Annotated in this window: 18 protein-coding genes, 1 tRNA gene and 2 pseudogenes; 12 read left to right on the top strand and 9 right to left on the bottom strand. The window is 57.9% G+C overall.

The genetic code is table 11. The features are described from left to right. Positions 1-10 precede the first annotated feature (10 nt). Positions 11-1,948, top strand: a complete 1,938-nt coding sequence (locus tag CHU94_RS08930) for an ATP-binding protein (protein WP_094479354.1) — start codon at positions 11-13, stop codon at positions 1,946-1,948. Positions 1,949-2,227: 279 nt separating this feature from the next. Here CHU94_RS08930 and CHU94_RS08925 read toward each other — a convergent pair whose 3' ends face one another. Then, entirely contained in the window at positions 2,228-2,716 is a 489-nt protein-coding gene (locus CHU94_RS08925; protein ID WP_094478855.1) for a thermonuclease family protein, read from the bottom strand. Between the two features lie 155 nt (positions 2,717-2,871). Between CHU94_RS08925 and CHU94_RS08920 the strand changes: the two genes are divergently transcribed. From CHU94_RS08920 to CHU94_RS08905, 4 genes and pseudogenes are all read left to right on the top strand, one after another. Further along, positions 2,872-3,246, top strand: a complete 375-nt coding sequence (locus tag CHU94_RS08920; protein WP_094478853.1) for a LexA family transcriptional regulator — start codon at positions 2,872-2,874, stop codon at positions 3,244-3,246. A 37-nt stretch (positions 3,247-3,283) separates the two neighbouring features. Beyond that, entirely contained in the window at positions 3,284-3,706 is a 423-nt protein-coding gene (locus CHU94_RS08915) for a DUF1810 domain-containing protein (protein WP_094478851.1), read from the top strand. A 7-nt stretch (positions 3,707-3,713) separates the two neighbouring features. Next, a pseudogene (locus CHU94_RS08910) lies at positions 3,714-4,022 on the top strand (DNA polymerase V subunit UmuC); the annotation flags it as partial. Between the two features lie 419 nt (positions 4,023-4,441). Next, positions 4,442-4,537, top strand: a pseudogene (locus CHU94_RS08905) (transposase domain-containing protein); the annotation flags it as partial. 156 nt (positions 4,538-4,693) lie between these two features. Here CHU94_RS08905 and CHU94_RS08900 read toward each other — a convergent pair. Then, positions 4,694-5,581, bottom strand: a complete 888-nt coding sequence (locus CHU94_RS08900; protein WP_094478849.1) for a LysR substrate-binding domain-containing protein — start codon at positions 5,579-5,581, stop codon at positions 4,694-4,696. A 189-nt stretch (positions 5,582-5,770) separates the two neighbouring features. Here CHU94_RS08900 and phnC point away from each other — a divergent pair, with 189 nt between their 5' ends. From phnC to CHU94_RS08875, 5 genes are all read left to right on the top strand, one after another. Continuing rightward, a complete protein-coding gene (gene phnC, locus CHU94_RS08895) occupies positions 5,771-6,619 on the top strand; it encodes a phosphonate ABC transporter ATP-binding protein (RefSeq protein WP_008903163.1) in 849 nt (282 codons plus the stop codon). After that, positions 6,613-7,488 (top strand): phosphate/phosphite/phosphonate ABC transporter substrate-binding protein, encoded by an 876-nt coding sequence (gene phnD, locus CHU94_RS08890; RefSeq protein WP_094478847.1) that lies wholly within the window; start codon positions 6,613-6,615, stop codon positions 7,486-7,488. Before phnC ends, phnD begins: the two co-directional genes overlap by 7 nt. Continuing rightward, positions 7,485-8,285 carry a phosphonate ABC transporter, permease protein PhnE gene (gene phnE / locus CHU94_RS08885; protein WP_094478845.1) on the top strand — a complete coding sequence of 267 codons (801 nt, stop codon included), beginning with the start codon at positions 7,485-7,487 and terminating at the stop codon, positions 8,283-8,285. The genes phnD and phnE overlap by 4 nt, the downstream gene beginning before the upstream one ends. Before the next feature lie 17 nt (positions 8,286-8,302). Then, on the top strand, positions 8,303-9,316 hold the full coding sequence (locus CHU94_RS08880; protein ID WP_094478843.1) for a phosphonate dehydrogenase: 1,014 nt from the start codon (positions 8,303-8,305) through the stop codon (positions 9,314-9,316). Positions 9,317-9,559: 243 nt separating this feature from the next. After that, positions 9,560-10,855: an ISL3 family transposase gene (locus tag CHU94_RS08875; RefSeq protein ID WP_094478841.1), complete on the top strand. Its 1,296-nt coding sequence runs from the start codon at positions 9,560-9,562 to the stop codon at positions 10,853-10,855. Positions 10,856-11,416: 561 nt separating this feature from the next. On the opposite strand, the gene CHU94_RS08870 is transcribed toward CHU94_RS08875, so the two are convergent. The 4 genes from CHU94_RS08870 to CHU94_RS08855 are packed head-to-tail and all read right to left on the bottom strand — an operon-like array spanning position 11,417 to position 16,285. After that, positions 11,417-11,899 carry a hypothetical protein gene (locus tag CHU94_RS08870; RefSeq protein ID WP_094478839.1) on the bottom strand — a complete coding sequence of 161 codons (483 nt, stop codon included), beginning with the start codon at positions 11,897-11,899 and terminating at the stop codon, positions 11,417-11,419. Next, complete coding sequence (locus CHU94_RS08865; RefSeq protein WP_094478837.1) at positions 11,896-13,824, bottom strand: hypothetical protein; 1,929 nt, start codon at positions 13,822-13,824, stop codon at positions 11,896-11,898. Before CHU94_RS08865 ends, CHU94_RS08870 begins: the two co-directional genes overlap by 4 nt. Beyond that, positions 13,821-15,314, bottom strand: coding sequence for a site-specific integrase (locus CHU94_RS08860; protein ID WP_094478835.1), 1,494 nt, complete (start codon positions 15,312-15,314; stop codon positions 13,821-13,823). Before CHU94_RS08860 ends, CHU94_RS08865 begins: the two co-directional genes overlap by 4 nt. Next, entirely contained in the window at positions 15,311-16,285 is a 975-nt protein-coding gene (locus tag CHU94_RS08855) for a tyrosine-type recombinase/integrase (RefSeq protein WP_211296892.1), read from the bottom strand. The genes CHU94_RS08860 and CHU94_RS08855 overlap by 4 nt, the downstream gene beginning before the upstream one ends. A 257-nt stretch (positions 16,286-16,542) precedes the next feature. Here CHU94_RS08855 and CHU94_RS08850 point away from each other — a divergent pair, with 257 nt between their 5' ends. Beyond that, complete coding sequence (locus tag CHU94_RS08850) at positions 16,543-17,571, top strand: DUF4113 domain-containing protein (protein ID WP_094478829.1); 1,029 nt, start codon at positions 16,543-16,545, stop codon at positions 17,569-17,571. Positions 17,572-17,573: 2 nt separating this feature from the next. Next, positions 17,574-18,335: a hypothetical protein gene (locus CHU94_RS08845; RefSeq protein ID WP_094478827.1), complete on the top strand. Its 762-nt coding sequence runs from the start codon at positions 17,574-17,576 to the stop codon at positions 18,333-18,335. Positions 18,336-18,409: 74 nt separating this feature from the next. Here the strand turns inward: CHU94_RS08845 and CHU94_RS08840 are convergent, their stop codons facing one another. The 3 genes from CHU94_RS08840 to tilS all read right to left on the bottom strand — a co-directional run bounded on the left by CHU94_RS08840 (position 18,410) and on the right by tilS (position 20,822). Then, the gene (locus CHU94_RS08840) at positions 18,410-19,114 is read right to left on the bottom strand and encodes an HNH endonuclease (RefSeq protein WP_094478825.1); all 705 of its coding nucleotides are present in this window, start codon (positions 19,112-19,114) and stop codon (positions 18,410-18,412) included. A 585-nt stretch (positions 19,115-19,699) separates the two neighbouring features. Then, positions 19,700-19,792 (bottom strand) — tRNA-Ser (locus CHU94_RS08835). Between the two features lie 43 nt (positions 19,793-19,835). After that, entirely contained in the window at positions 19,836-20,822 is a 987-nt protein-coding gene (gene tilS / locus CHU94_RS08830; RefSeq protein ID WP_094478823.1) for a tRNA lysidine(34) synthetase TilS, read from the bottom strand. Positions 20,823-20,845: the final 23 nt, after the last annotated feature.

Raw genomic sequence — 20,845 nt, 5'->3', positions numbered from 1 at the left:
GAAAAAAATGATGGAACAGGAAGACCTTCTCTACGACCCGCGATTCTTGGAAGCCCATGCCGGTTCCATCATCACTGACCCTGCTACCGCTATCGTGGAGCTGGTTGCGAACTGCTGGGACGCCTATGCCACCGATGTCCAGATAACTTGGCCAGACTCCTCACAAGGCAGGCAGTTCAAGATCAAGGACAACGGCAAGGGTATGACCTTGGAGATGTTCCAAGGCATTTGGCGAACGATGTCCTATGACAAGATCGGCGCAGAAGGCCCACTCTCAGACCCACCACCAGGTGTAGAGGGTTCTCCCCGTGCGGTCTTTGGAAAAAACGGCAAAGGCCGCTTCGCATCGTTTTGCTTTGCGAGCAAGTACACCACTGCATCGACGAGAGATGGCCAACGCTTTGAGTGTGAAGTCAGCACCTCCAGCACGCGCCCCCTTGTCATCAATAACATCTCGTTTGAGGCGGAGAAGCAGATAGGCCACGGCACCGAGATTGTAGGGACTGGGGACATCCGTTCCCAGCTACTCACCGAGGAGCAGGCACGCGAACTGATAGGTAGCCGATTCCTCTTCAACCCTGCCTTCAAGGTTTCCATCAACGGTAAGACGATCACCTTCAACGACATACCTGCCCTGCTATCGCAAGAAGACCTTGAGGTTCCGGGTTATGGCACCGTCAAGATATTGCACATTGACAGCAAGAAGCCCAACAAGACAACCAAGCAGCACGGCATTGCATGGTGGGTTCAAAACCGTGCTGTAGGGCAGTGTAAATGGTCAGGAAGTGACTACGAGCGCATCTTGGACGGACGCACCTCAGAAGCCAAAAGATTTATTTTTATCGTTCAAGCTGACTACCTCAATCAGAAGGGTGCTGTCGCCAGTGACTGGAGCGGTTTCAACGATGAGAACCTAGCATGGACGGATACACGCACACGGGTTCAAGACAGGATTCGCCAAATCATTTCTGACACAGGTGAAGCAAGCAAGACCGCCCTCAAAACCAATGTCATGACCAAGCTTGGCAACTCTATCAATGGGTTGTCATTGCTCTCCAAGGAACGTGTGCAGACCTTCGTCGCTCAAGTGGTGGACAAGCTGCCATCCTTCGGTGAATCTGAAATCGTTCAGCTTGGAGCACTTCTGACGAACCTTGAAAAAAGCAAGTCCCAGTTTGGCTTGCTGGAGCTTCTACACGACCAAAAGCCCGATGACTTGGATGCTCTTCACAGCATCCTCAGTGACTGGTCAATCGGCATGGCGAAGCTGGCCTTGGATGAAATTCAAACCCGCCTGAAGCTCATTAGTGAACTGCGCATAAAGCTCAAGGTAGTAGGCATTGATGAAGTGCACGAACTACAGCCTCTTTTTGAGCGTGGCTTGTGGATGTTCGGCGCTCAATTTGAATCAATTGAGTTTACGTCCAACAGGGGCATGACCCAGGTCATCAAAACAATATTCGGGGACAAGAAAGGCAAGGGAACAAGGAACCGTCCTGACTTCGTTGCCCTGCCTGACAGCAGCATTGGCTTCTATGCAAGGCCCTCCTACAACGCCCAACATGATGAAGATGGTGTTGATCACCTTGTCATCATTGACCTGAAGACCACGGGTCTGAGCCTTGGCGGAAAAGAGCAGGACCAAGTTTGGAAGTATGTGAAGGAGCTTCGTGCGAAGGGCTACCTCAAGAAGCACTCCAAGGTAGATTGTTTCGTGCTGGGTGATGCCATAGAGGACGGTGAAAGTGAGCCGACATCCAAGGGTGATGAAGTCACTATTTTCCCGATGCTCTACGAGACGATCTTGAATCGTGCAGAGAAGCGTTTGCTCAACCTTCACTCCAAGGTCAAGGATGCGCCATTCCTGATCGAACAGCAGGAGCAGCTCAACAAATTTCTTGAGCCTGTGCCCGTGGTGCAACCCGAACTTGCGGAAGTCAAAGCTTGACCAAGTCTCCTCTTCTCGTTGACCTTGAGTAAGTGCACAAGGTAGGCCACCCAAGTCCGGCGCTTGTTCCGCAGTAGGTCCGGCGACCTGTATGACCGAAAGCCGGCCCAGACGGTTCGCTCGCTGTCGTCGGGCCAGCGGCAGCACGCGCCGCATTTCGGCTGCCCATCGTATCCGCCTGGCTTGTCAGTCCTGAATGTCTGCTATCGGGCAATCAGTCTCGGGCTGCAGAAGCCCGCTTTGGGTCGACCACGGATATCCAGAACGAGCAATATCCGTTTATTGCCGACGTCTGAACTCCCATGGTGCAACCGGTTCGACGTCCTTCCACAATCCCCGTTTGGCCTCACGCGCCTCATCTTCAGCCTCCGCATACTCCCGCTGATCCTCTTCGGATTGCTCACGCGCGTACTGCTTGTAGTGCCAGGCCATCCCGCGCTTGATCTGCTCTAAGTTGGCGTCGATCCCTTTGATCCAGATCTTTCCCACTCGGCGTCCATAGCGATCGATTTTGTCGGTCTCCACCACGACTGTTTTGGCAAACACCAGGTCGCTGAGGCTTTCCTTTGACTGCTGGCCAAACGCTTGACTCTTCTCAGGCGCATCAATGCCACTGAGCCGTATCTTGTGCTGGCGCTTGGCGTCGTCCAGTACCGTAATGGTGTCCCCATCTGCCACACCAACCACCTTTCCGGTGATGGTGTCGGCGTGAGCCCACACGCAGGCGCTTGCCAACAAGGTGAGGAGTGCATGTTTCCAAAGCGGCATGTGATGTCTGGTGAATTGGGGGCTACGTCGATCGTGCCCTGATGGGCTTTGGCATTGTTCGTTTGCGGTCTTTTGAATATACTGTATTTATGTACAGTAAATCGCAGGTCTTGATACCAATCCCAGGCAAGGTTAGTTCTTTGCTGGTGCGGTACATGCTGAACAAGGTCACTGCCGGCTTTCCTTCGCCTGCAGAAGACCTGGGAGCCGAGCGTCTGGACATTTCTGGTTTGCTGGTGCCCAACCCGCAGGCTACATTTTTTATGCGAGCCAGTGGTGTATCGATGGTGGCCTTTGGGATCGACGACCAGGACATTTTGGTGGTCAACAAGTCCAAGCGTCCCCGCCATGGGCAGATTGTGGTGGCAAATCTGGATGGCGAGTTCACCGTCAAGCAGCTGTACAGGAAATCCGGCCGTACCAAGCTGGTGGCAGGCAACCCCACGTATCCCGACATCGTCCCTAAGGAGGAGCAGACCCTGCAAATCTGGGGCGTGGTCACCAGCGTTATCAAAGTCCTTCCCGCCTAGGGCTCAGGGCTACAACGAACACACGGAAAGAAGTCCCATGGAACACGACCGCTTTTTAGCCGCCCAAGAACCCCTGTATGCCCACGTCCTAGAAGAGCTGCGAGCTGGCGACAAACAAACCCACTGGATGTGGTTCATCTTCCCTCAGCTCAAAGCCCTGGGTCGCAGCTCCACCGCCTTGTTCTATGGCCTGAGTGACTTGGCCGATGCCAGGATGTACTTCGGCCATCCCGTTCTGGGGGCGCGGCTTAAAGAGTGCACTGCCTTGGTCCTGCAGCACCATGACAAATCCGCCCTGGAGATCCTGCACCACCCGGACAACCTCAAGTTTCGGTCTTGCATGACCCTGTTCCAGCTGGCAGCACCCCAGGAGCCCCTGTTTGGAGAGGCACTGAAAGTGTTCTTCAAGGGCGATGCCGACGACATGACCATCCAGCTCATCAATCGCATGCCAGGATGAGACTGCCGTGTACGCCTTGGTCGATGGAAACAACTTCTATGTGAGTTGTGAACGGGTGTTTCGCCCCAGCCTGGAAGGTATTCCTGTGGTGGTGCTGTCCAACAACGATGGATGTGCCATTGCCAGAAGCAACGAGGCCAAGGCACTGGGTATCGCCATGGGGGCACCCTGGTTCCAGATCAAACATCTGGCAGAGCAATCAGGACTGGTTGCTTTGTCGGCCAACTTTGAACTGTATGGGGACATGTCCGACCGCATGATGAGCCTGGCTGCAGGCCTTGGGCACGCGCAGGAGATCTACTCCATCGATTTAAGTGCACCAGGCTACTGTTGCGTTTCCTTTGAGAAGGAAGTCGTTGACTGGTGTTGCGATTAACAGAGTAGGGCTGTTGCGTTTCATTGGCAGTGGCGACCATTGCCCGGAAGCCAAGTGGGCACCCGGGTGAGTATTTTGGAGCAAACCCACTAGGCGTTCGCACAACAAGTCCTCCACCGATTTCCATCCCAAACTCATCAACGATTTGCATTCAATTCGGCCACCTATTGCTGCCGTTCAACCTCCAGGACTCTATGACTGCTACGCAGCGGTTGCTGTCGGTCGCGGCCGTGACCTGAGTTCACGGTGCCTGGCACAAAGCTGTCATTGGCTCACCCAGCAGCGCGGCAGCATCGATGACCGGTATCGAGGGAGCTGCAGTCATGGTCTAGCACACGTCTCCCCATGAACGGGCACGACCCTACGCCTACCTGCGCGATGTCATGGCACGCCTGCCCATGCAGCCCGCCACCCAGATCGGCGAGCTGCTGCCATACCGCTGGCAGTCAGCCTGACAGCGCATATTCAGATACACGACCGCGCCCCGCAGTCAAGATGGGATCGCCGCGCGATTACGGGCGTCCTACAACCCTTAACTTAAGTCGGCCTACAGGCGAACAGTTGCCCCTCGGTCCCATGCCCCACGGCTGCATGGAATCCAAGTTCCATACCTAGGCAATTTTCTGACTTACGCTATGCGCCAAACCCAGGAAGGTCGAGATCAGAGGAGCTTGATGCCGCTCCTTTCTACAGATGAAGTGCACCTGTGTCACCATGCTGGTGTCTGAAATAGTTAACTTAACAAGGCGAGGATCTGGCCTGTAGGCTGTTTCCGCCACGACGCCTAGGCCCAGCCCCTCCGCCACCGCCTCTCGAACGGACTCGCGGCTGCCCATCTCCAGAGCCACCTGCACCTCGACGCCTCGCTCCTTTAGTTCTTGTTCAAACACGCGTCTGGTCGTCGATCCTTCCTCTCGGATGACGAACCTCTGACCCTGCAGATCACGCAGTTTGAGAGTGGCCCGTTGCGCGAGTGAGTGTTGGGTGTTGCCGAATATCACCAATCGCTGGGTACGGTAAGCCGCGCCAAATAGATCTGGGTGAGCGACGTGATTGAGCACCATGCCCACGTCTCCCTGGTAGTCAAGAATCTTTTCGGTGATGGTTCGCGAGTCGCCTACGCCAACAGCCACGTTGACCTGGGGGAACTGTTTCATGAACAGCTTCAACACGGGCAGCACGTTGTGCGGCCCGATGGCATGGATGACCAGTCGCCCTACGTATTGATTTTTCGCAGCAGCGAGCAGTGCGTGCGCATCTTCCTCGCCACTGAAGGTACGCCGGGTGTAGTTCAACAGAGTGCGTCCAAAGGACGTGAGTTCAAGCCGCCGCCCGCGCCGATGAAAAAGCTCCACGCCGAAGTCGACCTCCAGGCGCTGTATGTGTGAAGAAACAGTCGGTTGTTGAATAGCGAGCACTCTCGCGGCAGCGGTCATGCTGCCGGCTCGGGCCGTTGCGTCAAAGGCCTTCAAGGCTGCGAGGAGGCTGAGTCCAGACATTGATGTGATCTATGGGTGCCCTCATTTTTAGGGATGAAAGTTTCATATTCATGACACCTTGGTCACCCAGACTTGAGCTGTGCTTCCACTGAAGCTGTTTCTTCCAGAACCTCCTCTTTCCCGAGAGATACCTCTGACCACTTGAGTCCTGGTGTGCGTCTAGCGCACCACAACAAATGAAACCGAGCTATGAAAACTGCAATTCGCGAGAGCCATCTGAGCTTGCGGGGTATCACGGTGACCTATGCCGATGGTCACACAGCGCTTGCGCCCACCTCGCTGGAGGTACAGCATGGCGGGTTCCTTGTGCTGCTGGGCGCGTCGGGCGCGGGAAAGTCAACGCTGCTGCGCAGCATCAATGGCTTGGTTAGCCCCACAGACGGAGAGGTGTCGGTGGCCGATCTGCCGGGCGGCACCGTCTCAAAACGCAACCTTCTTGAGCATCGGCGCCACTGCGGCATGGTGTTCCAGCAGCACCACCTGATCGGGCGGCAAAGCGTGCTGGCCAATGTGTTGATGGGCAAGCTCGCCACCCGCGGATCTCTGGCGTCGTTGTGGCCTTGGAGCAAGGCTGACAAGCTGGAGGCGCTGGCGGCCATTGACCGCGTAGGCCTGCTTGAGAAAGCCCTAGCACGGGCAGACACCTTGTCTGGTGGGCAACAACAACGCATTGGCATTGCGCGTGCCTTGGTGCAGAAGCCCCGCCTGCTGCTGGCCGATGAGCCGGTGGCCAGCCTCGACCCGGCGACCGCGCAGAGTGTGTTGACCCTGCTTCACGACATCTGCAAGAAAGACCGACTCACGGCCATCGTGAGTCTGCATCAAGTCAACCTCGCGCGCATGTTCGCCGACCGCATTGTGGGCCTTCGCCAGGGCCAGGTGGTGTTCGACGGGACAGCAGCGCAGTTGACGGAAGAAGCCCAGTCTGCCCTGTACGCGAAGTCGTCACCTGTCGAACCGTCCCGTTCTTCCTCACCTGCCAACATGGGCAGTCAATTTGATTCCCCCTCTCAATCCAAGGAGTTTTTACCGTGCTGAATCGCCGCCGTTTCCAATTTATCGCTGCCGCCACTTTGGCCGCCCTGTTGCCACTTGGCGCCCATGCCGAGGGCAAAAATCCTTCCAAGCTTCGCGTTGCACTGTTGCCGGACGAAAACGCCGCCACCATCATTCAGAACGCACAGCCTCTGAAGCGGTACCTGGAACAGACCCTGAAGAAGGAAATAGAGATTACGGTGACTACGGACTACTCGTCGATGATTGAAGCCATGCGCTTTGGCCGCATCGAGGTGGCCTACTTTGGACCGTTCTCTTACGTGCTGGCCAAGTCCAAGGCGCCCAACATTGAGCCTTTTGCCGTTGGCGTGGAGCGCGGCTCTCCGACCTACCAGTCGGTTCTCATTGCCACGGCGGGCGGCCCGGTGAAGACGCTGGCTGACGTTCGAGGAAAGCCGTTTGGCTTTGGCGATCAGGCTTCGACGTCCAGTCACCTTGCACCGCGCGCGCACTTGCTTAAAAACCACCAACTGAACGGCGAGACTGACTACCGCCCCGTTCACCTGGGCACGCACGATGCCGTGGCCCGAGCTGTTCAGGCAGGGCAGGTTCCCGCCGGCGCTCTGTCAAAACCCATTCTGGACAACCTCATCGCAAAGGGCATGGTGGATGCCAACAAGATTGTGCAACTTGAACTGTCGGCACCCATTCCGAACTATCCCATTGCGATGCAAGGTAATCTCACGCCGGAGCTCAAGGAAGCCATCCGAGCCGCCTTTCTTCAGATGAAGGACGCCGAGATTCTCAAATCATTCCGTATCGAGGCCTTTGCCGCTACCGATGACAAGGCCTACGACATTCTTCGCGACACAGCACAGATTCTCAAGCTTGATCTGGGACGCATGAAATGACATCGGTAGCCTTGGAATCCATCATTGCCATTGACGGACAGCGGCGACTCAGACGGCTGGGCGCCGCCTGTGTCGTTCTGTTCGTCTGTGTGGTGGCTTTGCATGTCACCGGTTTCTTTGACGCGCAGCGTTTCATCGAAGGGGCTCCTGCCATTCAGCAGTTGGCCTCTGAGATGGTGCCGCCCAACTTCGCTCGCTGGGAGCAATGGGTCATTCCACTGCGCGACACCTTGGCCATGTCGATCGCAGGCACGGCGCTGACCGTTCTGGCGTCGTTGCCGCTGGCCCTGGTGGCGGCGCCCAACACCGCGCCGAATGCGGTGGTTGGGCGAATCGTCAGAACCATCTTGGCTGCATTTCGGTCTGTGCCTGAAATCATCCTGGGCATTCTGTTCGTCGCGGCCGTGGGCTTTGGGGCATTGCCTGGTGTGCTGGCGTTGGCCCTGCATTCCACGGGCATGGTGGCCAAGTTCTACGCCGAAGCCATAGAGCACGTGGACCCGAAACCTCTGGAGGCCGCTAAGGCCGCGGGCGCAAGCCGGTTTCAGGTCATCACCCATGCTGTGTTACCGCAGGTTTTGCCCCAGTTGGCGGACATCACCATCTACCGATGGGAATATCACTTTCGCGCATCGGCAGTGATGGGCATCGTGGGTGCGGGCGGCATTGGCTTTGAACTCATGGCGGCTCTGCGCCTGATCAAGTACGACGAAGTCTCCGCCATTTTGCTGTCCATCCTCATATGCGTGCTCGTGGTCGACGGCATTGGGTCGGCGCTTCGCAAACATCTGAAATAGAAAGAGAGAGGAAGGTAATGATGCCGAAAATTGTGGTGACGCAGCCCATCCATGAAGCAGTTCTGGCGCGTCTTCGATCCGCCGGTGATGTAGTGATGAATCAAGGGCCTGAGCCTTGGAGCGAGGAAGAGCTTTACCTCCACCTGAAGGACGCCGACGCCATGATGGCGTTCATGCCTGACCGGGTAGACATGCGAACTTTGTTGAACGCTCCACGGCTCAAGACCATCGCTTGCGCATTGAAAGGGTATGACAATTTTGACCTGATGGCCTGTGAAAAAGCGGGGGTCAGCGTGAGCTTTGTGCCAGACCTTCTGACAGAGCCCACGGCAGAGCTGGCCATCGGTCTGGCCATTGCCGCTGCGCGTCACGTGCTCGCTGGCGACACCCGTGTTCGCAGGGGCTACGCCGGCTGGCGTCCTCAGCTGTATGGAATAGGTCTGCACGGCTCGGTCGTGTCGGTCGTTGGCCTGGGCGCCGTGGGACGGGCCATCGTTGACCGCCTCTGCGGATTTGGTTGCGCTCAACTGCTGGGCGTGGACCCGCATGGTGATGACGAACGCCTGACCATGGTGAGCCTGGGTGAGGCCCTGTCGCAATCCGACTATGTCATTCTGGCCGTTCCGCTGCTGGACGTAACGCGTCACCTCGTCAATGACACCATGCTTGAAGGTGTTCGGCGGGGGCAGATCCTGGTCAACATTGGGCGAGGCTCGGTTGTGGACGAGGCTGCCGTGGCACGGGCGCTCAAGGACGAGCGCCTGGGTGCCTACGCCGCCGATGTGTACGAGATGGAAGACTGGCTGCTGGCAGACCGTCCACGCCAGATTCATCCGGAACTCTTGCAACACCCCTCCACGGTTTTCACACCCCACATTGGTTCGGCGGTGAAGAAGGTTCGTCGAGCCATCGAGTTGCAGGCTGCTGAAAATTTGCTCGTTGCGTTAAATGGTAATGAGCCGCTTGCACACTACGAGGCATCGCACCGAGCGGCTCATGTGGCAGCTTCGCACTGCTCGGTGCAGCCATGAGGTCACCACACCAGAGAATGCTTTTGGACGTTCTATGGTTCTGGCCGATCTAATTCTTTGAGAAGACCTTGGCTACGTGTTTCGGACCCGCGGGCCAACTGCGGGGCCCCTCGTCGTTTCGTGTGGAAACCAACGGCGACAATCGGTGGTGGTCGTAGCGCCGTGTGGGCATGTGGGCAAGTCGCAGAGCGGCTTGTCCACATGCCCATGCGGCCTTGTAGTGCATGAACTGGAGGCTGTCTCGTGAGCGTTGGAGTTGAAACGCTGTTTACCAGCGCGTTGGGTTTGGTTGCGCCGTGGGAGGTGGCCAAGGTGGATCTGGACACAGCCAAGCGGCGCATCGACTTTGAGGTGCGCTGCAACGCCAAGTTGCTCAGTTGCCCGCACTGCAACACCCCGGCGCAAGGCATCCATGACCGCCTTCGCCGCTCGTGGCGACACCTTGATTTTTTCCAGTTCGAAGCCTGGCTGCACGCCGATGTGCCGCGGGTGGCCTGCACTGGCTGCGGCAAGACCACGCAGGTGGGTGTGCCCTGGGCTCGCGAAGGCTCTGGCTTTACGGCGCTGTTTGAAGCCTTGGCGTTGTCGCTGTGCCGTGAGCTGCCGGTGCGGCAAGCCGCTGCACTGCTGCGTTGTGCCGACAAGCCCCTGTGGCGGCGCATTGAGTACTATGTTCAACAGGCCCGCGCAATCGACGACATGAGCGAGGTACGTACCGTGGGCATCGACGAGACAAGCCTGCGGCGTGGGCAGCACTACATCACTGTCGTGCACGATCTGGCTGCCAAGCGCCTGCTGTTTGCCACCGAAGGGCGCAGCCACCACTCCGTGTTGGACTTTGCCCAAGACCTCAAGGCCCATGGCGGCGATCCGGCTGTCGTGCATCACGTCTGTCAGGACATGAGTGCTGCCTACACCAAGGGGGTGGGCTTGGCGCTGCCGGCAGCTGCCATCAGCTACGACCGCTTCCATGTCGTCAAGATGGCCATCGAGGCCATGGACGAAGTGCGACGAACCGAATGGCGCGATCAGCCCCATGCCGTGCACGCGGCCTTGGGCGGCACGGACCGCAAAGTGCTCAAGGGCCTGATGTGGGGCATGCGCAAGAACCCACCTGCCTGGAGCGGCCAACAGATCAGCGCCATGCACTGGCTGCAGCACTCCACGCTGAAATCTGCGCGGGCGTGGCGCCTGAAGATGGCCCTGCGCGAGGTCTATGGCGCAGCGCTCAAGCACAACGACCCCAGGCAGGCTCAGGCAGATCTGAGCGCCTGGTTGAGCTGGGCCACACGCTCGCGGCTGGAGCCCTTCAAGAAACTGGCCAAGACCTTGAAGACCCACTTCGCTGGCGTGATCAGCGGCATGCTGGACAACCGATCCAATGCCTTCGTCGAAGCCATGAACGGCCTGTTGCAGCAGGCCAAACGCGCCGCACGAGGCTTCCGAACGGCAGGCAACTTCATCGCCGTCGCATACCTTCGCATGTCCAAGCTGGCCCATCTGCCTGATCACCCCTTCAACCCGGCATCAGCGAAATGAGGCAGGGGCGTTCCACACAAAACGGCATAGAGCCAACTGCGGATGCTCTTCGCAATGGTTCCGATAAGCCGTGCCGCCAAGTATCCGGGGTGGGATTCCCCCGGTTTCTCGGACGGTTTTCTGGGATCGTTGCCTACATCAACACCGACCGCAGCGGGTCGGGAGAACCAATTCATCCTTGGTGTGATCAGTTGCTCCTGCTACCTTGCCCGGCTCGCATCAATAGAGTGACCGGTCTGAGCAACAAAGCGGTCGCTTGAGACCCTGCTCGGCCAATGACCAGTTGCGCAACACGCGAACTTTCAGGCGTTAGGTTCGAGTGTCGGAGATCAGCCTGATGCACTTCTTGGGGAAAAATAGGTCAAGGACTGCACTTGGCCGATAGGAACACCAACACAGTTGCGCTGGCGCTAGCTTTCTTCGGCTACATCAGCGCTCATTGCTGTTGCCACTGCGCGATTAGGTGGTGGATTGGCGACGCGAATCAGTGGAGGTTTTGTTGTGCGAACGCATTGTGGATTTGCTGCAAAAACTCAACCCAGGCAGGTCGGCTCCGACCTGTCAATCTGCCGTTCCGTCTGACATCTTGACGACGCGCAAGGGCAGATGCGTTACTGGACGCTCGGCGTTGGCTGCTGAAAGGCTGTGTACCGCGTCGCCCACCGCCTTGTAGTCTCGCCAGAACCGCTCAAGTGCAGGCCCGCCTCCGGCCATTTGAACCGCGCGGATGAGGCCGGCGTGGGCTGCCACCATATGCGTGAGCTGGGCTTCCAGCCGCTTGATGTCCTGCCGGTAGCCTGCGGCCTGGTCTTGCAGACTGCCGGCGCCCCCACCTCCTGCGACGATTTTGCGTACTCCTTGCTGCTGTGCCTGGGCCGCAGCGATGAGCGCGCTTCTAGCCTCATTGCGCGTGAACGCTGAAGGGTTCTTCAACGTGCTGTGGCGCCGTGCCACCTCCCGCGCCGTGATGTCGATGTTGTCGGTGAGTAGCGTGTTGAGGATGTCGGCCAGCTCCTCGTTCTTGGGGTCTAAGAGCAGCCTCATTTGAAGATGTCCTCTTTCAGGGTGGAATGGTCGATGCCGTCTGCGAAGACGGATTGGTTCGGTTGGGCGTGAAGCGCAGCCGACACACCAGCAATCAGCCGCTCGGCATGGGCAATCTGGTTCTTGCGCCCCACGGTGGTGGCCGGCTTGCAACGAGCCGCGTCCCGCATCGCCACGAGCTTCGAGCGAAGGTCTTCAAGAGTCACCCGGTGCTCAGCGACCCCGCTGGCCGTAAAGTGCTTGCACTGGTCGAAGCACTTGAGGTGTCGAGTGCAGGGATTGACAGAGAAGCTGTTGGTGCAGAAACCGTACGGCGTGACGTGGAAGCCATCTGCGTTGGCCGCCAAGTAGATGAAGGCTGCTTCATCACCGCTCTCGTGCTGGATGCGCTTAAACGATTGCCCCAAATGGCTTTGCAGCGCCATACCACTGACGACCATCTTGCCCACCAATTCCTTGGCGCTTCCTGCGGGAAGGACCTTGGACGCTGCAGGCGGCAGTTTGACGAAGCTCAACTTCTCTGCGAGGTTGCGATGGTCATACTCGTAGCTCTGAGCGACGGTCCGTCGACCGAACTGGTGCGTAATGATGGTGTCAGGCACATTCTTACGGAACATCTCTGTGTTCATGAGATGCCGAAGACTGTGCGGCTTGATTGACATCAACTTCGACTCAGGCGACCGTCCGTACACACTGAACATCGACCGGCCTGCATGACGTCCTAGCGCGATGAGCATTCCCGGGTACAGCATCGGCTTGATTTCTGTGTCCTCTTGAAGGGGAAGCTGGAGCGGGTAAGTTCGTCCTGCCGTACTCCGCCCCAGGCTCAGAAATAGGCGGTCGCTGGTCCAAACTGGCCGCCCGGAGGAGGTACGAAAAATCCGGCAATCCGAGTCAGGAAATCGGCTGGGGTTCTGCTGTTGCAGGCGCAGCAGCTCTCGGACGGGGCCGACAATCTCTACCATCTCAGTGACCGTTGAGACCACAACATCTTCGAACATCGCGGGCACATGCTGGTGTGCCTCAACAAGCAGATTTGGGGCGCCGTCGATGTGCTTCTCGGCGTAATAGTGCAGTCGCAAGGAGCGTGAGACGCCGCCCACCGTTCCGGCCGGGCGGCCGGTGACTATGTCGAGGTGTTCATCCCAAACCAAGCAGTCGGCGGGTATCGTCAGCACCTCCTCGATTCGCAGTCCCGTGAACAGAGCCAGTTTCACGACACCGAAGCGAACTGCGTCCATGTAGGTCTGGGGCGTCTCCTGGAAGACGATTCGCGTCAGTTCAAGTAGCGCGGAAAGGTCCGGTAGCTTCTCGGCGTGCTGGCGTTCCTGCAGCGAGCCGAGCAACGCTGACGACTCCTTCCTTTTTAGTTCCGGGCGGACTGGGCAATGAACGGAGATGAGGTTCTCGTCGATGTACCTCGCGACCGTTGAGAAGTCGCGCGCCGGCTTGTCGGACCAGGCCTTAAGGCCCAAGACGGCGTCAAAGTTTTCACGTGAAAGCTCCCACGGCGGGCATCGAACCAGAGAGAAGAGGCGACGAGCAGCTCTGGCTATTTGTTGTGTGTCGCCGGTCGAGCGGCCGCTGCTGCAGTGCTCGACGATTAGGGCTTTGATGAAGTCCTGCACGTCTTCACCGAGCACCGCGCCTTCCGGCAATTGGCTGGGGTGCCATCCAGTTGAGGCCGCCATCGCGGTCAGGTCGCGCGACACCGCAAAGCCACAACTTCCAGGGACGTGGAGGTCATGGCTTTTGTTCAACTTGCGTAAGTCCCAGTCCGTGTTAGACGTGGCGGCGCCGTTGCTGTCGAGTTCGATGTGCCAGTCAAGTCCGTGCGATGAAGCGACACGACGCATCCGGTCGATGAAGCTCAGATAGGCCTGCGGCGGTGGCGTCAGTTGAGGCGAGAGGATGTGGATGGTCATCCGTGGTTCTTGGGTCGGTCATCAATCAGGGTTAACGCCTGCTGCGCCCCCGCCAGCGCGCGCGTGAGTTGCCGGTAGGCCGGCGTCTCATCGGAGATTCCCTGCTTTAGGTACAGGCGGACTTGGTCGCGCATCCCTTCGATAGCTTCGACGTGGGACTCCCGGTCTAGGGATGGCATGAACTTCGGACAGCCATAGCAAGACGTCACCGGGTTGTAGGCGCAGCTGCTCTGACCCGCTTTGCACAGTCCCACGCCAGCAACCAGCCGATACCCCACCACAGCGCCAATCTGCTGGTCCTCAGGAGCCAGCTGTATCTCGTCGGCTGAGACGAAACTGCCGGTCGATATGTCCAAGAGGCTGTTGTAGAGTTTCGACGCACCGAGCGCCGTGTTGATGAGCTCGGCTTGCTTGAAGCTTGCCCGGATGTAGTGCGACGCGGCCTCTGCGCACTTGTGGCCGAGGAACGCTTGGATGCTAGCCCTATCATGCCCCGCATCGGCGAGCGTTTGCGCCCCGGTGTGACGGAGCGAGCGCGCCGTGCTGTCCAGTTGCACGGAGAACCGCTTACAGAGAACCACTGCCCTGTCCCAGAAGGTAATTGGTCCGGTTGCGTTGAATAGCCGCTGCCGCCCGTGAGCGAGCGCCGTCGCGTGCAGCCTCGCGACGAGCGGAACCCACTCCGGTTTGACTTGGCGTAGCAACTCGAATTCGTTGCCTGGTGTTTGCTTTGCAGCATGGAACGAGAGCACGCAAGCAAGGTCGTCGCTTGCATCACGGAAGAAGCGGACATGCGTCACGTCGAGGCACAGCGCCTGAACTGGTCGCATACCGTGTTGGTAGGTGATAAGCAGTGCGACAGCGCCCTCCACCTGTCTGTCGGTCAAGTCGTCCTCGCTCGCCGCCGCATCCAGAACTCGAACAATAGCTGCCTGGGCGTCAACGGAAGCCACACGCTCTCTCTTGCCGATGCTTCGCTTGTTCTGCCGTAAGCCTTCCTTCACGAAGGTGTCCAAGCTCTTCACGAGAGGCATGTGAACTGCTCGCCAGTGGCCGGCGCCAGCCTTGCAAGCTAGCTTCAACACGGCCTTCGCGACGTTCGTCTCCAGCGGGTGGCTCAGCACAGTGGTCCAGGTCTCTCGCAGCTTTTCCGCAGGGGTAGCGAGCAGTTCCAAGATGGCTGGCCATTTGGCTATGAGGACGTTGGCGAAGGTCCGGAATGGTGCTGGGGAGGACGCCCGTCGTGTCAGCAGAACAAGCGCTCGCTGTAATTCGCCAACTTGACCCTCGGCGAACTCCAGCCGTACCGTGCTGCCAGCTGCAAAGACCTCCCAGTGACGGTCCGCCAACCTCACCACCGACTCCCGTCCGGAATACTTGTCGAAAAGGGTCATCAACGCGGGGGCAGCGGGCCACTTCCAGTCCAAGGGAGATTTCCCACCATGCTCGGACTGAGGTTGCGGGAGGGCGATTTCAATGGCGTGGTTCACGCAGAAATCCCCCGCATAAGACTAGTCTTTTCAGCAAACAGTGTGTTCCATGCTTGCATCAAGTCGTCCTGAATCGCCGCACGTGCGTAGTGCTCAGGCATGGCTGACCTCGCTGACCATCCGAAGAACGCCCGCATCCGTTGGATTGCCAACTCGCGGTCGGGGTTCAGCTCCATAAACATCGTGTATCTGGCCGTGGCGCAGGTGTGTCGCAGGTCGTGAGGCGAAATGTTCGTCTTGCCGCCAGATCTATCGAAGAGGCTTTGGATTGCCTCGGGTGCCAGGGCATCCGTCAGTTTCCTGAAGACCTTACTTAGTGCCTCGGCAGAGAGCGGGGCCCCCGCCTTGGTGGTCAGTAGGAAACCATGTCCGGCATCGGTAGGTCGATGCTCGGCGGCGAAGTGCTGGTAGAGCAGAGCTAAGTCCTCTGACACCGGAATTTGCCTGTGGGATTCCAGAGTTTTGATGCGTGGCGTGGTCGACCTCGGATCGTTCTCGAACACCGTGGTGATGTCAAGCCAACGAACCACCTCTCCTGACTCCGGGTCCACGTCTTCCTTCAAGGAGTCACAGGCCAACAGCAGTGCTTCGCCACGACGGAGCCCAGCCAGCAGCATTAGGTTGACGATGAGCCAGTTCCGCACGCGCGTTTGATACCCCTTGAAAGGATTTCGAGGCGAGCTGGGATGCGCTACCTCAAGGAGGTCCAGCAGCGTTGTTTTCGGCAGCGCACGAATGAAGCGGAAGCCACCGAGACGGGGGGCGCGCATCCTGCCCATGGCTGCCAGCATAGAAGCAGCTGCGGCCCACTCTGGGTTACTAGGCGCTAAGCGTTTGGCCAGCGATTGCACGAATGCTCTGACTACGCCCCACCGCTGAACATCAGTCGTGTTGTAGGCCGGGTCTGAGGTTGTCGTTAGATAGAACGACTCCACCATGAGCATCACGCCCTCAGCGTCCCGAGTGCTCATACCCTCGTCGAAGGCGTCGGCACCGAAGCGTTCGTCACAGTACCGATAAAAGCTGTCCAGATGCTGGAGGTACAGCTTTCGCGTGCTGGTCGCCTGAGAACTACTCGTGAGGCCTAGGGACCACGCCGTGGACCATAGTCTTGGCATGTGTCTCACGGGGTCAACGATGACATGTTCAGGAACTGCTTGAGTACGGACGAGCACTGGAGATAACGGTTGGGGATACCTCTACGTACAGAGCTTTCCCTCTAATTGAAATGCAACACTGGCCATGGTACCTCTTAATCGACGAGTCGTTTGTGGAGCTCAGCGGTATTCGGGGTGACTTGGCGGAGCGAGCCCACAAGGTCCGCTCCCGCATCCTCCAATGGGTTGGCATTCCTTGCTGTGTAGGCATAGGCAGTACCAAGACATTGGCCAAGCTCGCCAACCACATCGGTAAAACCGCAGAGCGCAAACCCGGAAGCTACCCCAGCCATCTGGCCCAGGTCTGCAACCTGGCGGCCATGTCACCCGAAGAGCGAGACACCATCTTTGCAGCCACAGCGGTTCAAGAGGTTTGGGGCGTGGGGCGTCAGATCAGCAAGCAACTACAAGCGGGAGGGATTCAGACCGTACAGGACCTGATGCGTATCGACCTGGCAACCATCCGTGGTCATTGGTCCGTGGTTCTGGAGCGTACCGTCCGGGAGCTGCAGGGCACCCCCTGCATTGATCTGGAGCACAACCCAGCACCCAAGAAAGAGATCGCCACCACCCGGTCCTTTGGACGACCGGTCCTGGAGCTGCACCAACTCGCAGAAGCCGTCACCGACTTCGCCTCCCGCGCTGCTGAAAAACTACGCAAACAAAGCGGACTCGCCAACCAGGTGCTGGTCTACATCCGTACCAGTCCCTTCCGACCCGATCCCCAATACAGCCGATCCATCACCACCCCCCTGCGACGCCCCAGCGCAGACACCGCCTGCATTGCCAAAGCCGCACTGGACGGCTTGCATCGCATCTTCCAGCCGGGCTTCAAGTACGCCAAGGCCGGCGTAATGCTCCTGGATCTCCAGCACGAAGGGCAGCAACAGTGTGAGCTGGACTTGGAAGGCGATAGCCAGAAAGATCGCAGTGGTTTGATGGCGGCCCTGGACGGACTCAACCAACGCTATGGCAAAGGCACATTGCACATGGCCAGTGCTGGGGTGGAGGGCAATCAGCGCGTCTGGTCCATGAAGCAGGAACGTAGAACCCCGCGATACACCACCAGTTGGGACGAGATCCCGGTAGCCAAGGCCTGACCATGCCCCATCCTCATACCTCCGCAACAACGGTAATCAACGGCATCACTCTCAAGAAAATCCACGCCCGTCGTTTGCGCGAGATGTACCGCTCAGCAGGTTGGCCCTGTCTGGACGTAGTCGAGATCGAACTGTTGGCTGCGGGGCTCTTGGAACGGTTGCAAGAGGACGCTGGTCACGAACGCCTGCGGGTTACCGATGTCGGTATCCAGTTCCTTGCCGGCGCCGCCATGGTCAACCGTCAGGCCAAAGATGCCCATGAGGGATTGGTCGACAGGATTGCCCAAGACATGCTCAAAGAGGGGCGCCTGGTTTGGACCAATCTCAGCCTACGCGCCAAAGTGACATTGGAAGACCAGGAAGACGGGCATTGGAAATACTGCCTACCTGACGTGTTCTCAATCCGCAACAGTTCCGTCCAAAGCTACCTGGAGCCTATCGTGCACGAAATCAAGGTCAGCCGGGCCGACTTGTTGGGTGACCTCAAGCGACCAGAAAAACGGGCTGCCTATCTGGAGCTGGGTGGACAGTGTTGGTATGTCCTGGGCCGAGACGCCAAGGACCGACCCATTGCACAGCCGGAGGAAATTCCAGCCGAATGTGGAGTCATCCAGTGGGGGCAGGACAAGCTAGAGATCCTGCGATTGGCTCCAAAGCGTCAATTCAATTATTTGCCGTTCGGGGTATGGATGGCATTGGCGAAAGCAACGCCGCTTCGTCATCACGAAGCCATCCATCCGTATCAGTCCAAGCTCGTTGACTGAAGAGTTGAGCCAATTGTCAGATGGGTATGGCCCCGACGTCCCCCCGTATTTGAGTAGCAAATGATCTTGGAGTCCTAATCGCTTTTGAACTCCTTATTTCGATGGTGTTCCATGTACTTCTCGTGCTCGGGCTTTAGTGCAATCTTCATTGACAGCGAGATCCCGAGTTTCGTGGCCTCAGTGAAGAGAGGTGATAGGCGAATCGCCCCGTCCTTCTCGAACGTGACAAAGCCCTTGTCAAATGCCTTGTCCAAATTTGGCGACAGCAGCAACCCGTTCCAGGGGTCCAATCGCTCACTATTCGTTGACTTTTTCCAAGGCTTAATGTGAGACGCTACTAAAAGGCTGGTATCGCTGAATCCGGTCACAGCGCAGCCGGTCCAGTGGAGCAGCACCCTATCTCGAAACGTTCCCTGCCCGATTCTGGACTTGATCAGCGCCGTCTTTTCGGTCATCGTTGTGACTGGGTCACTGATGATTTGTTCAAGATCGGTTTGAACGTCGTCGCCACCATTGCTAGATAGGTATGCAGAGAACTGCGACAAGGTGGCGCTGTACATATGGTGCCCGCGCGCGTTTCGCTCTTTGAAAACTGGCAGTTCATAGATACGTGGGGAAAGCAAGCCGAGAGCCGAAGAACTGGTCAGAGCAATCAAAGGGCCTGAGATCAGGCCGTTTTCCATCGCCCATTCCGACAACGAACCTCGAAGCGCTCCGTCATAGCTTCGCGCAGAGGACTTCGATAGGCCTTTATGAATCATCCAGTCGTAAAAGTTCATGCTCTAAAAGTAGCGCTTATGGCGATTCATTTGGGACGGCACCGCGTTGCTGTGCCACAGATAACTTCAAATACCCCTTTTCCGACAGAGCTTCGGCTTCGCACTTGAGCTGACTGCCACGGTACACCAGCCGTTCATGACGATTACGAACCTCTTTCTTCTTTGGACTCGTGTCGGGACTATCGCTTTCGCCCCCTACTAACTCCAATTGCTCCGCAATTTCTGCCATCGGCACACTACGATTTGACAAGTCCAATGCTCGAAGTTTCTTGAACAATGACTCGGGCGCTATCTGAGTTTTCACTTGGCCTCGGATACCTGCGACGTTTGGTCGTATTTTTTTCAGGTGTCTTTCCGAAATCAGTTTTCGTCGTAACTTGGCTCGCTGCCATTTAGCCTCCGTTGTCGGTGATCGAATCGAAGTTAGATCATGCCCGATGGAGATTAGTCACGGAAACCGAAGACAGTGGAGACAGATAGTCCATATGCCTCCGATATCGTCTTCATGAATCGACGTTGGAGATATGCATACAGAGCATGAAAAAACGCCATGCAAGCTTGAAACCCGCATGGCGTCTATCATTCTGGCGGAGACGGAGGGATTCGAACCCTCGATGAGGCTCTACACCCCATACTCCCTTAGCAGGGGAGCACCTTCGGCCACTCGGTCACGTCTCCTAAAGGTCAGGCGGGATTATCGCACAGACTCAGCCCTGTTTTCTCAAACGGCAGGAGGATCCTGCTCCAATGGTCCACGCCAGGCTAGCCCGCCGCCCCTGCGCTCCACAAAACCCTGGGCCACTTTGAGATGGATGCGGTGACCCCGTGTCACGCAAGCGGCAATCTGGTGCTGCAGCTCTGCCAATTGGGCCGCACTCGGAATCACCCCGTAGGCCTTGGCAAACCAATAGCGCAAAACATTGCCCTGGCGCGCTTTGGCCAGGGTTTGCAGGCCTTTGATGGTGGGCAGTCCATCCTCTGAGCGACACACCAACTGCAAATCAGCGATGGCCATGTCATCCAGCAATCCCTGCGCTTGGGCGGCATGGGCAGCACTTCGGGTAAACGTATCGCGCCACGTTGGGAACACCGCGTCCAGTGCCGGGAGCAACTGGGCACGGATACGGTTGCGGGTGAAACGCTGGTCGGTGTTGGTCGGATCCTCCACAAACGGGATGGCACGCTCGGCCAACCACTCCCGAATGTGCGCCGCCGAGACCCTCAAAAGGGGCCGGTAAAAATCCAGACCATCACGCACCCACTGTGCAGGCATGGCGCTCAAGCCACGCAGACCTGCGCCACGGCTCAACGCAAGCAGCAGGGTCTCTACTTGGTCATCCGCATGCTGGGCAATCGCTATCGATTTAATAGCTATTTGCGCAGAATCCACAAGGGCCAGAGCACTAAAAGCCTTATATCTAGCGATGCGGGCAGCATCTTCAGGGCTTTGGCCGGGTGCATGTTTCGCATCCACCCTCAGCACCCGCAAAGGCACATTCATCCGGGTACAGAGGTCAACGGAATGGGCTTCAAAGTCTGTTGCTGCGGCCTGCAGGCCGTGGTTCACATGCAGAGCAACCACTTGCCCCGGCCACTTAATGGCACAGGCCATCAGCAAGGCCGTAGAGTCAGCGCCGCCACTGAACGCCACCCCCAAAGGCAAAGCGGGCTCAAAAGCCCGCACGGCCGCATCCAGTGACTGGGTCATGGCGTGCGGCAGGTCGCCTGCAA

Source organism: Rhodoferax sp. TH121 (assembly GCF_002251855.1).
Lineage (GTDB): Bacteria > Pseudomonadota > Gammaproteobacteria > Burkholderiales > Burkholderiaceae_C > Allorhodoferax.
This window is presented reverse-complemented; position numbering and strand designations above follow the sequence as displayed.

Bases quoted from the DNA above. Each gene is read 5' to 3' on its own strand.
- CHU94_RS08925 (WP_094478855.1), bottom strand. From the start codon at position 2,716: ATGCCGCTTTGGAAACATGCACTCCTCACCTTGTTGGCAAGCGCCTGC.
- phnE (WP_094478845.1), top strand. From the start codon at position 7,485: ATGACATCGGTAGCCTTGGAATCCATCATTGCCATTGACGGACAGCGG.
- CHU94_RS08900 (WP_094478849.1), bottom strand. From the start codon at position 5,581: ATGTCTGGACTCAGCCTCCTCGCAGCCTTGAAGGCCTTTGACGCAACG.
- CHU94_RS08930 (WP_094479354.1), top strand. From the start codon at position 11: ATGGAACAGGAAGACCTTCTCTACGACCCGCGATTCTTGGAAGCCCAT.
- CHU94_RS08845 (WP_094478827.1), top strand. From the start codon at position 17,574: ATGCCCCATCCTCATACCTCCGCAACAACGGTAATCAACGGCATCACT.
- CHU94_RS08850 (WP_094478829.1), top strand. From the start codon at position 16,543: ATGCAACACTGGCCATGGTACCTCTTAATCGACGAGTCGTTTGTGGAG.
- CHU94_RS08880 (WP_094478843.1), top strand. From the start codon at position 8,303: ATGATGCCGAAAATTGTGGTGACGCAGCCCATCCATGAAGCAGTTCTG.
- tilS (WP_094478823.1), bottom strand. From the start codon at position 20,822: ATGACCCAGTCACTGGATGCGGCCGTGCGGGCTTTTGAGCCCGCTTTG.
- CHU94_RS08870 (WP_094478839.1), bottom strand. From the start codon at position 11,899: ATGAGGCTGCTCTTAGACCCCAAGAACGAGGAGCTGGCCGACATCCTC.
- CHU94_RS08840 (WP_094478825.1), bottom strand. From the start codon at position 19,114: ATGAACTTTTACGACTGGATGATTCATAAAGGCCTATCGAAGTCCTCT.
- CHU94_RS08855 (WP_211296892.1), bottom strand. From the start codon at position 16,285: ATGAGCACTCGGGACGCTGAGGGCGTGATGCTCATGGTGGAGTCGTTC.
- phnC (WP_008903163.1), top strand. From the start codon at position 5,771: ATGAAAACTGCAATTCGCGAGAGCCATCTGAGCTTGCGGGGTATCACG.
- CHU94_RS08915 (WP_094478851.1), top strand. From the start codon at position 3,284: ATGGAACACGACCGCTTTTTAGCCGCCCAAGAACCCCTGTATGCCCAC.
- CHU94_RS08920 (WP_094478853.1), top strand. From the start codon at position 2,872: ATGCTGAACAAGGTCACTGCCGGCTTTCCTTCGCCTGCAGAAGACCTG.
- CHU94_RS08865 (WP_094478837.1), bottom strand. From the start codon at position 13,824: ATGACCATCCACATCCTCTCGCCTCAACTGACGCCACCGCCGCAGGCC.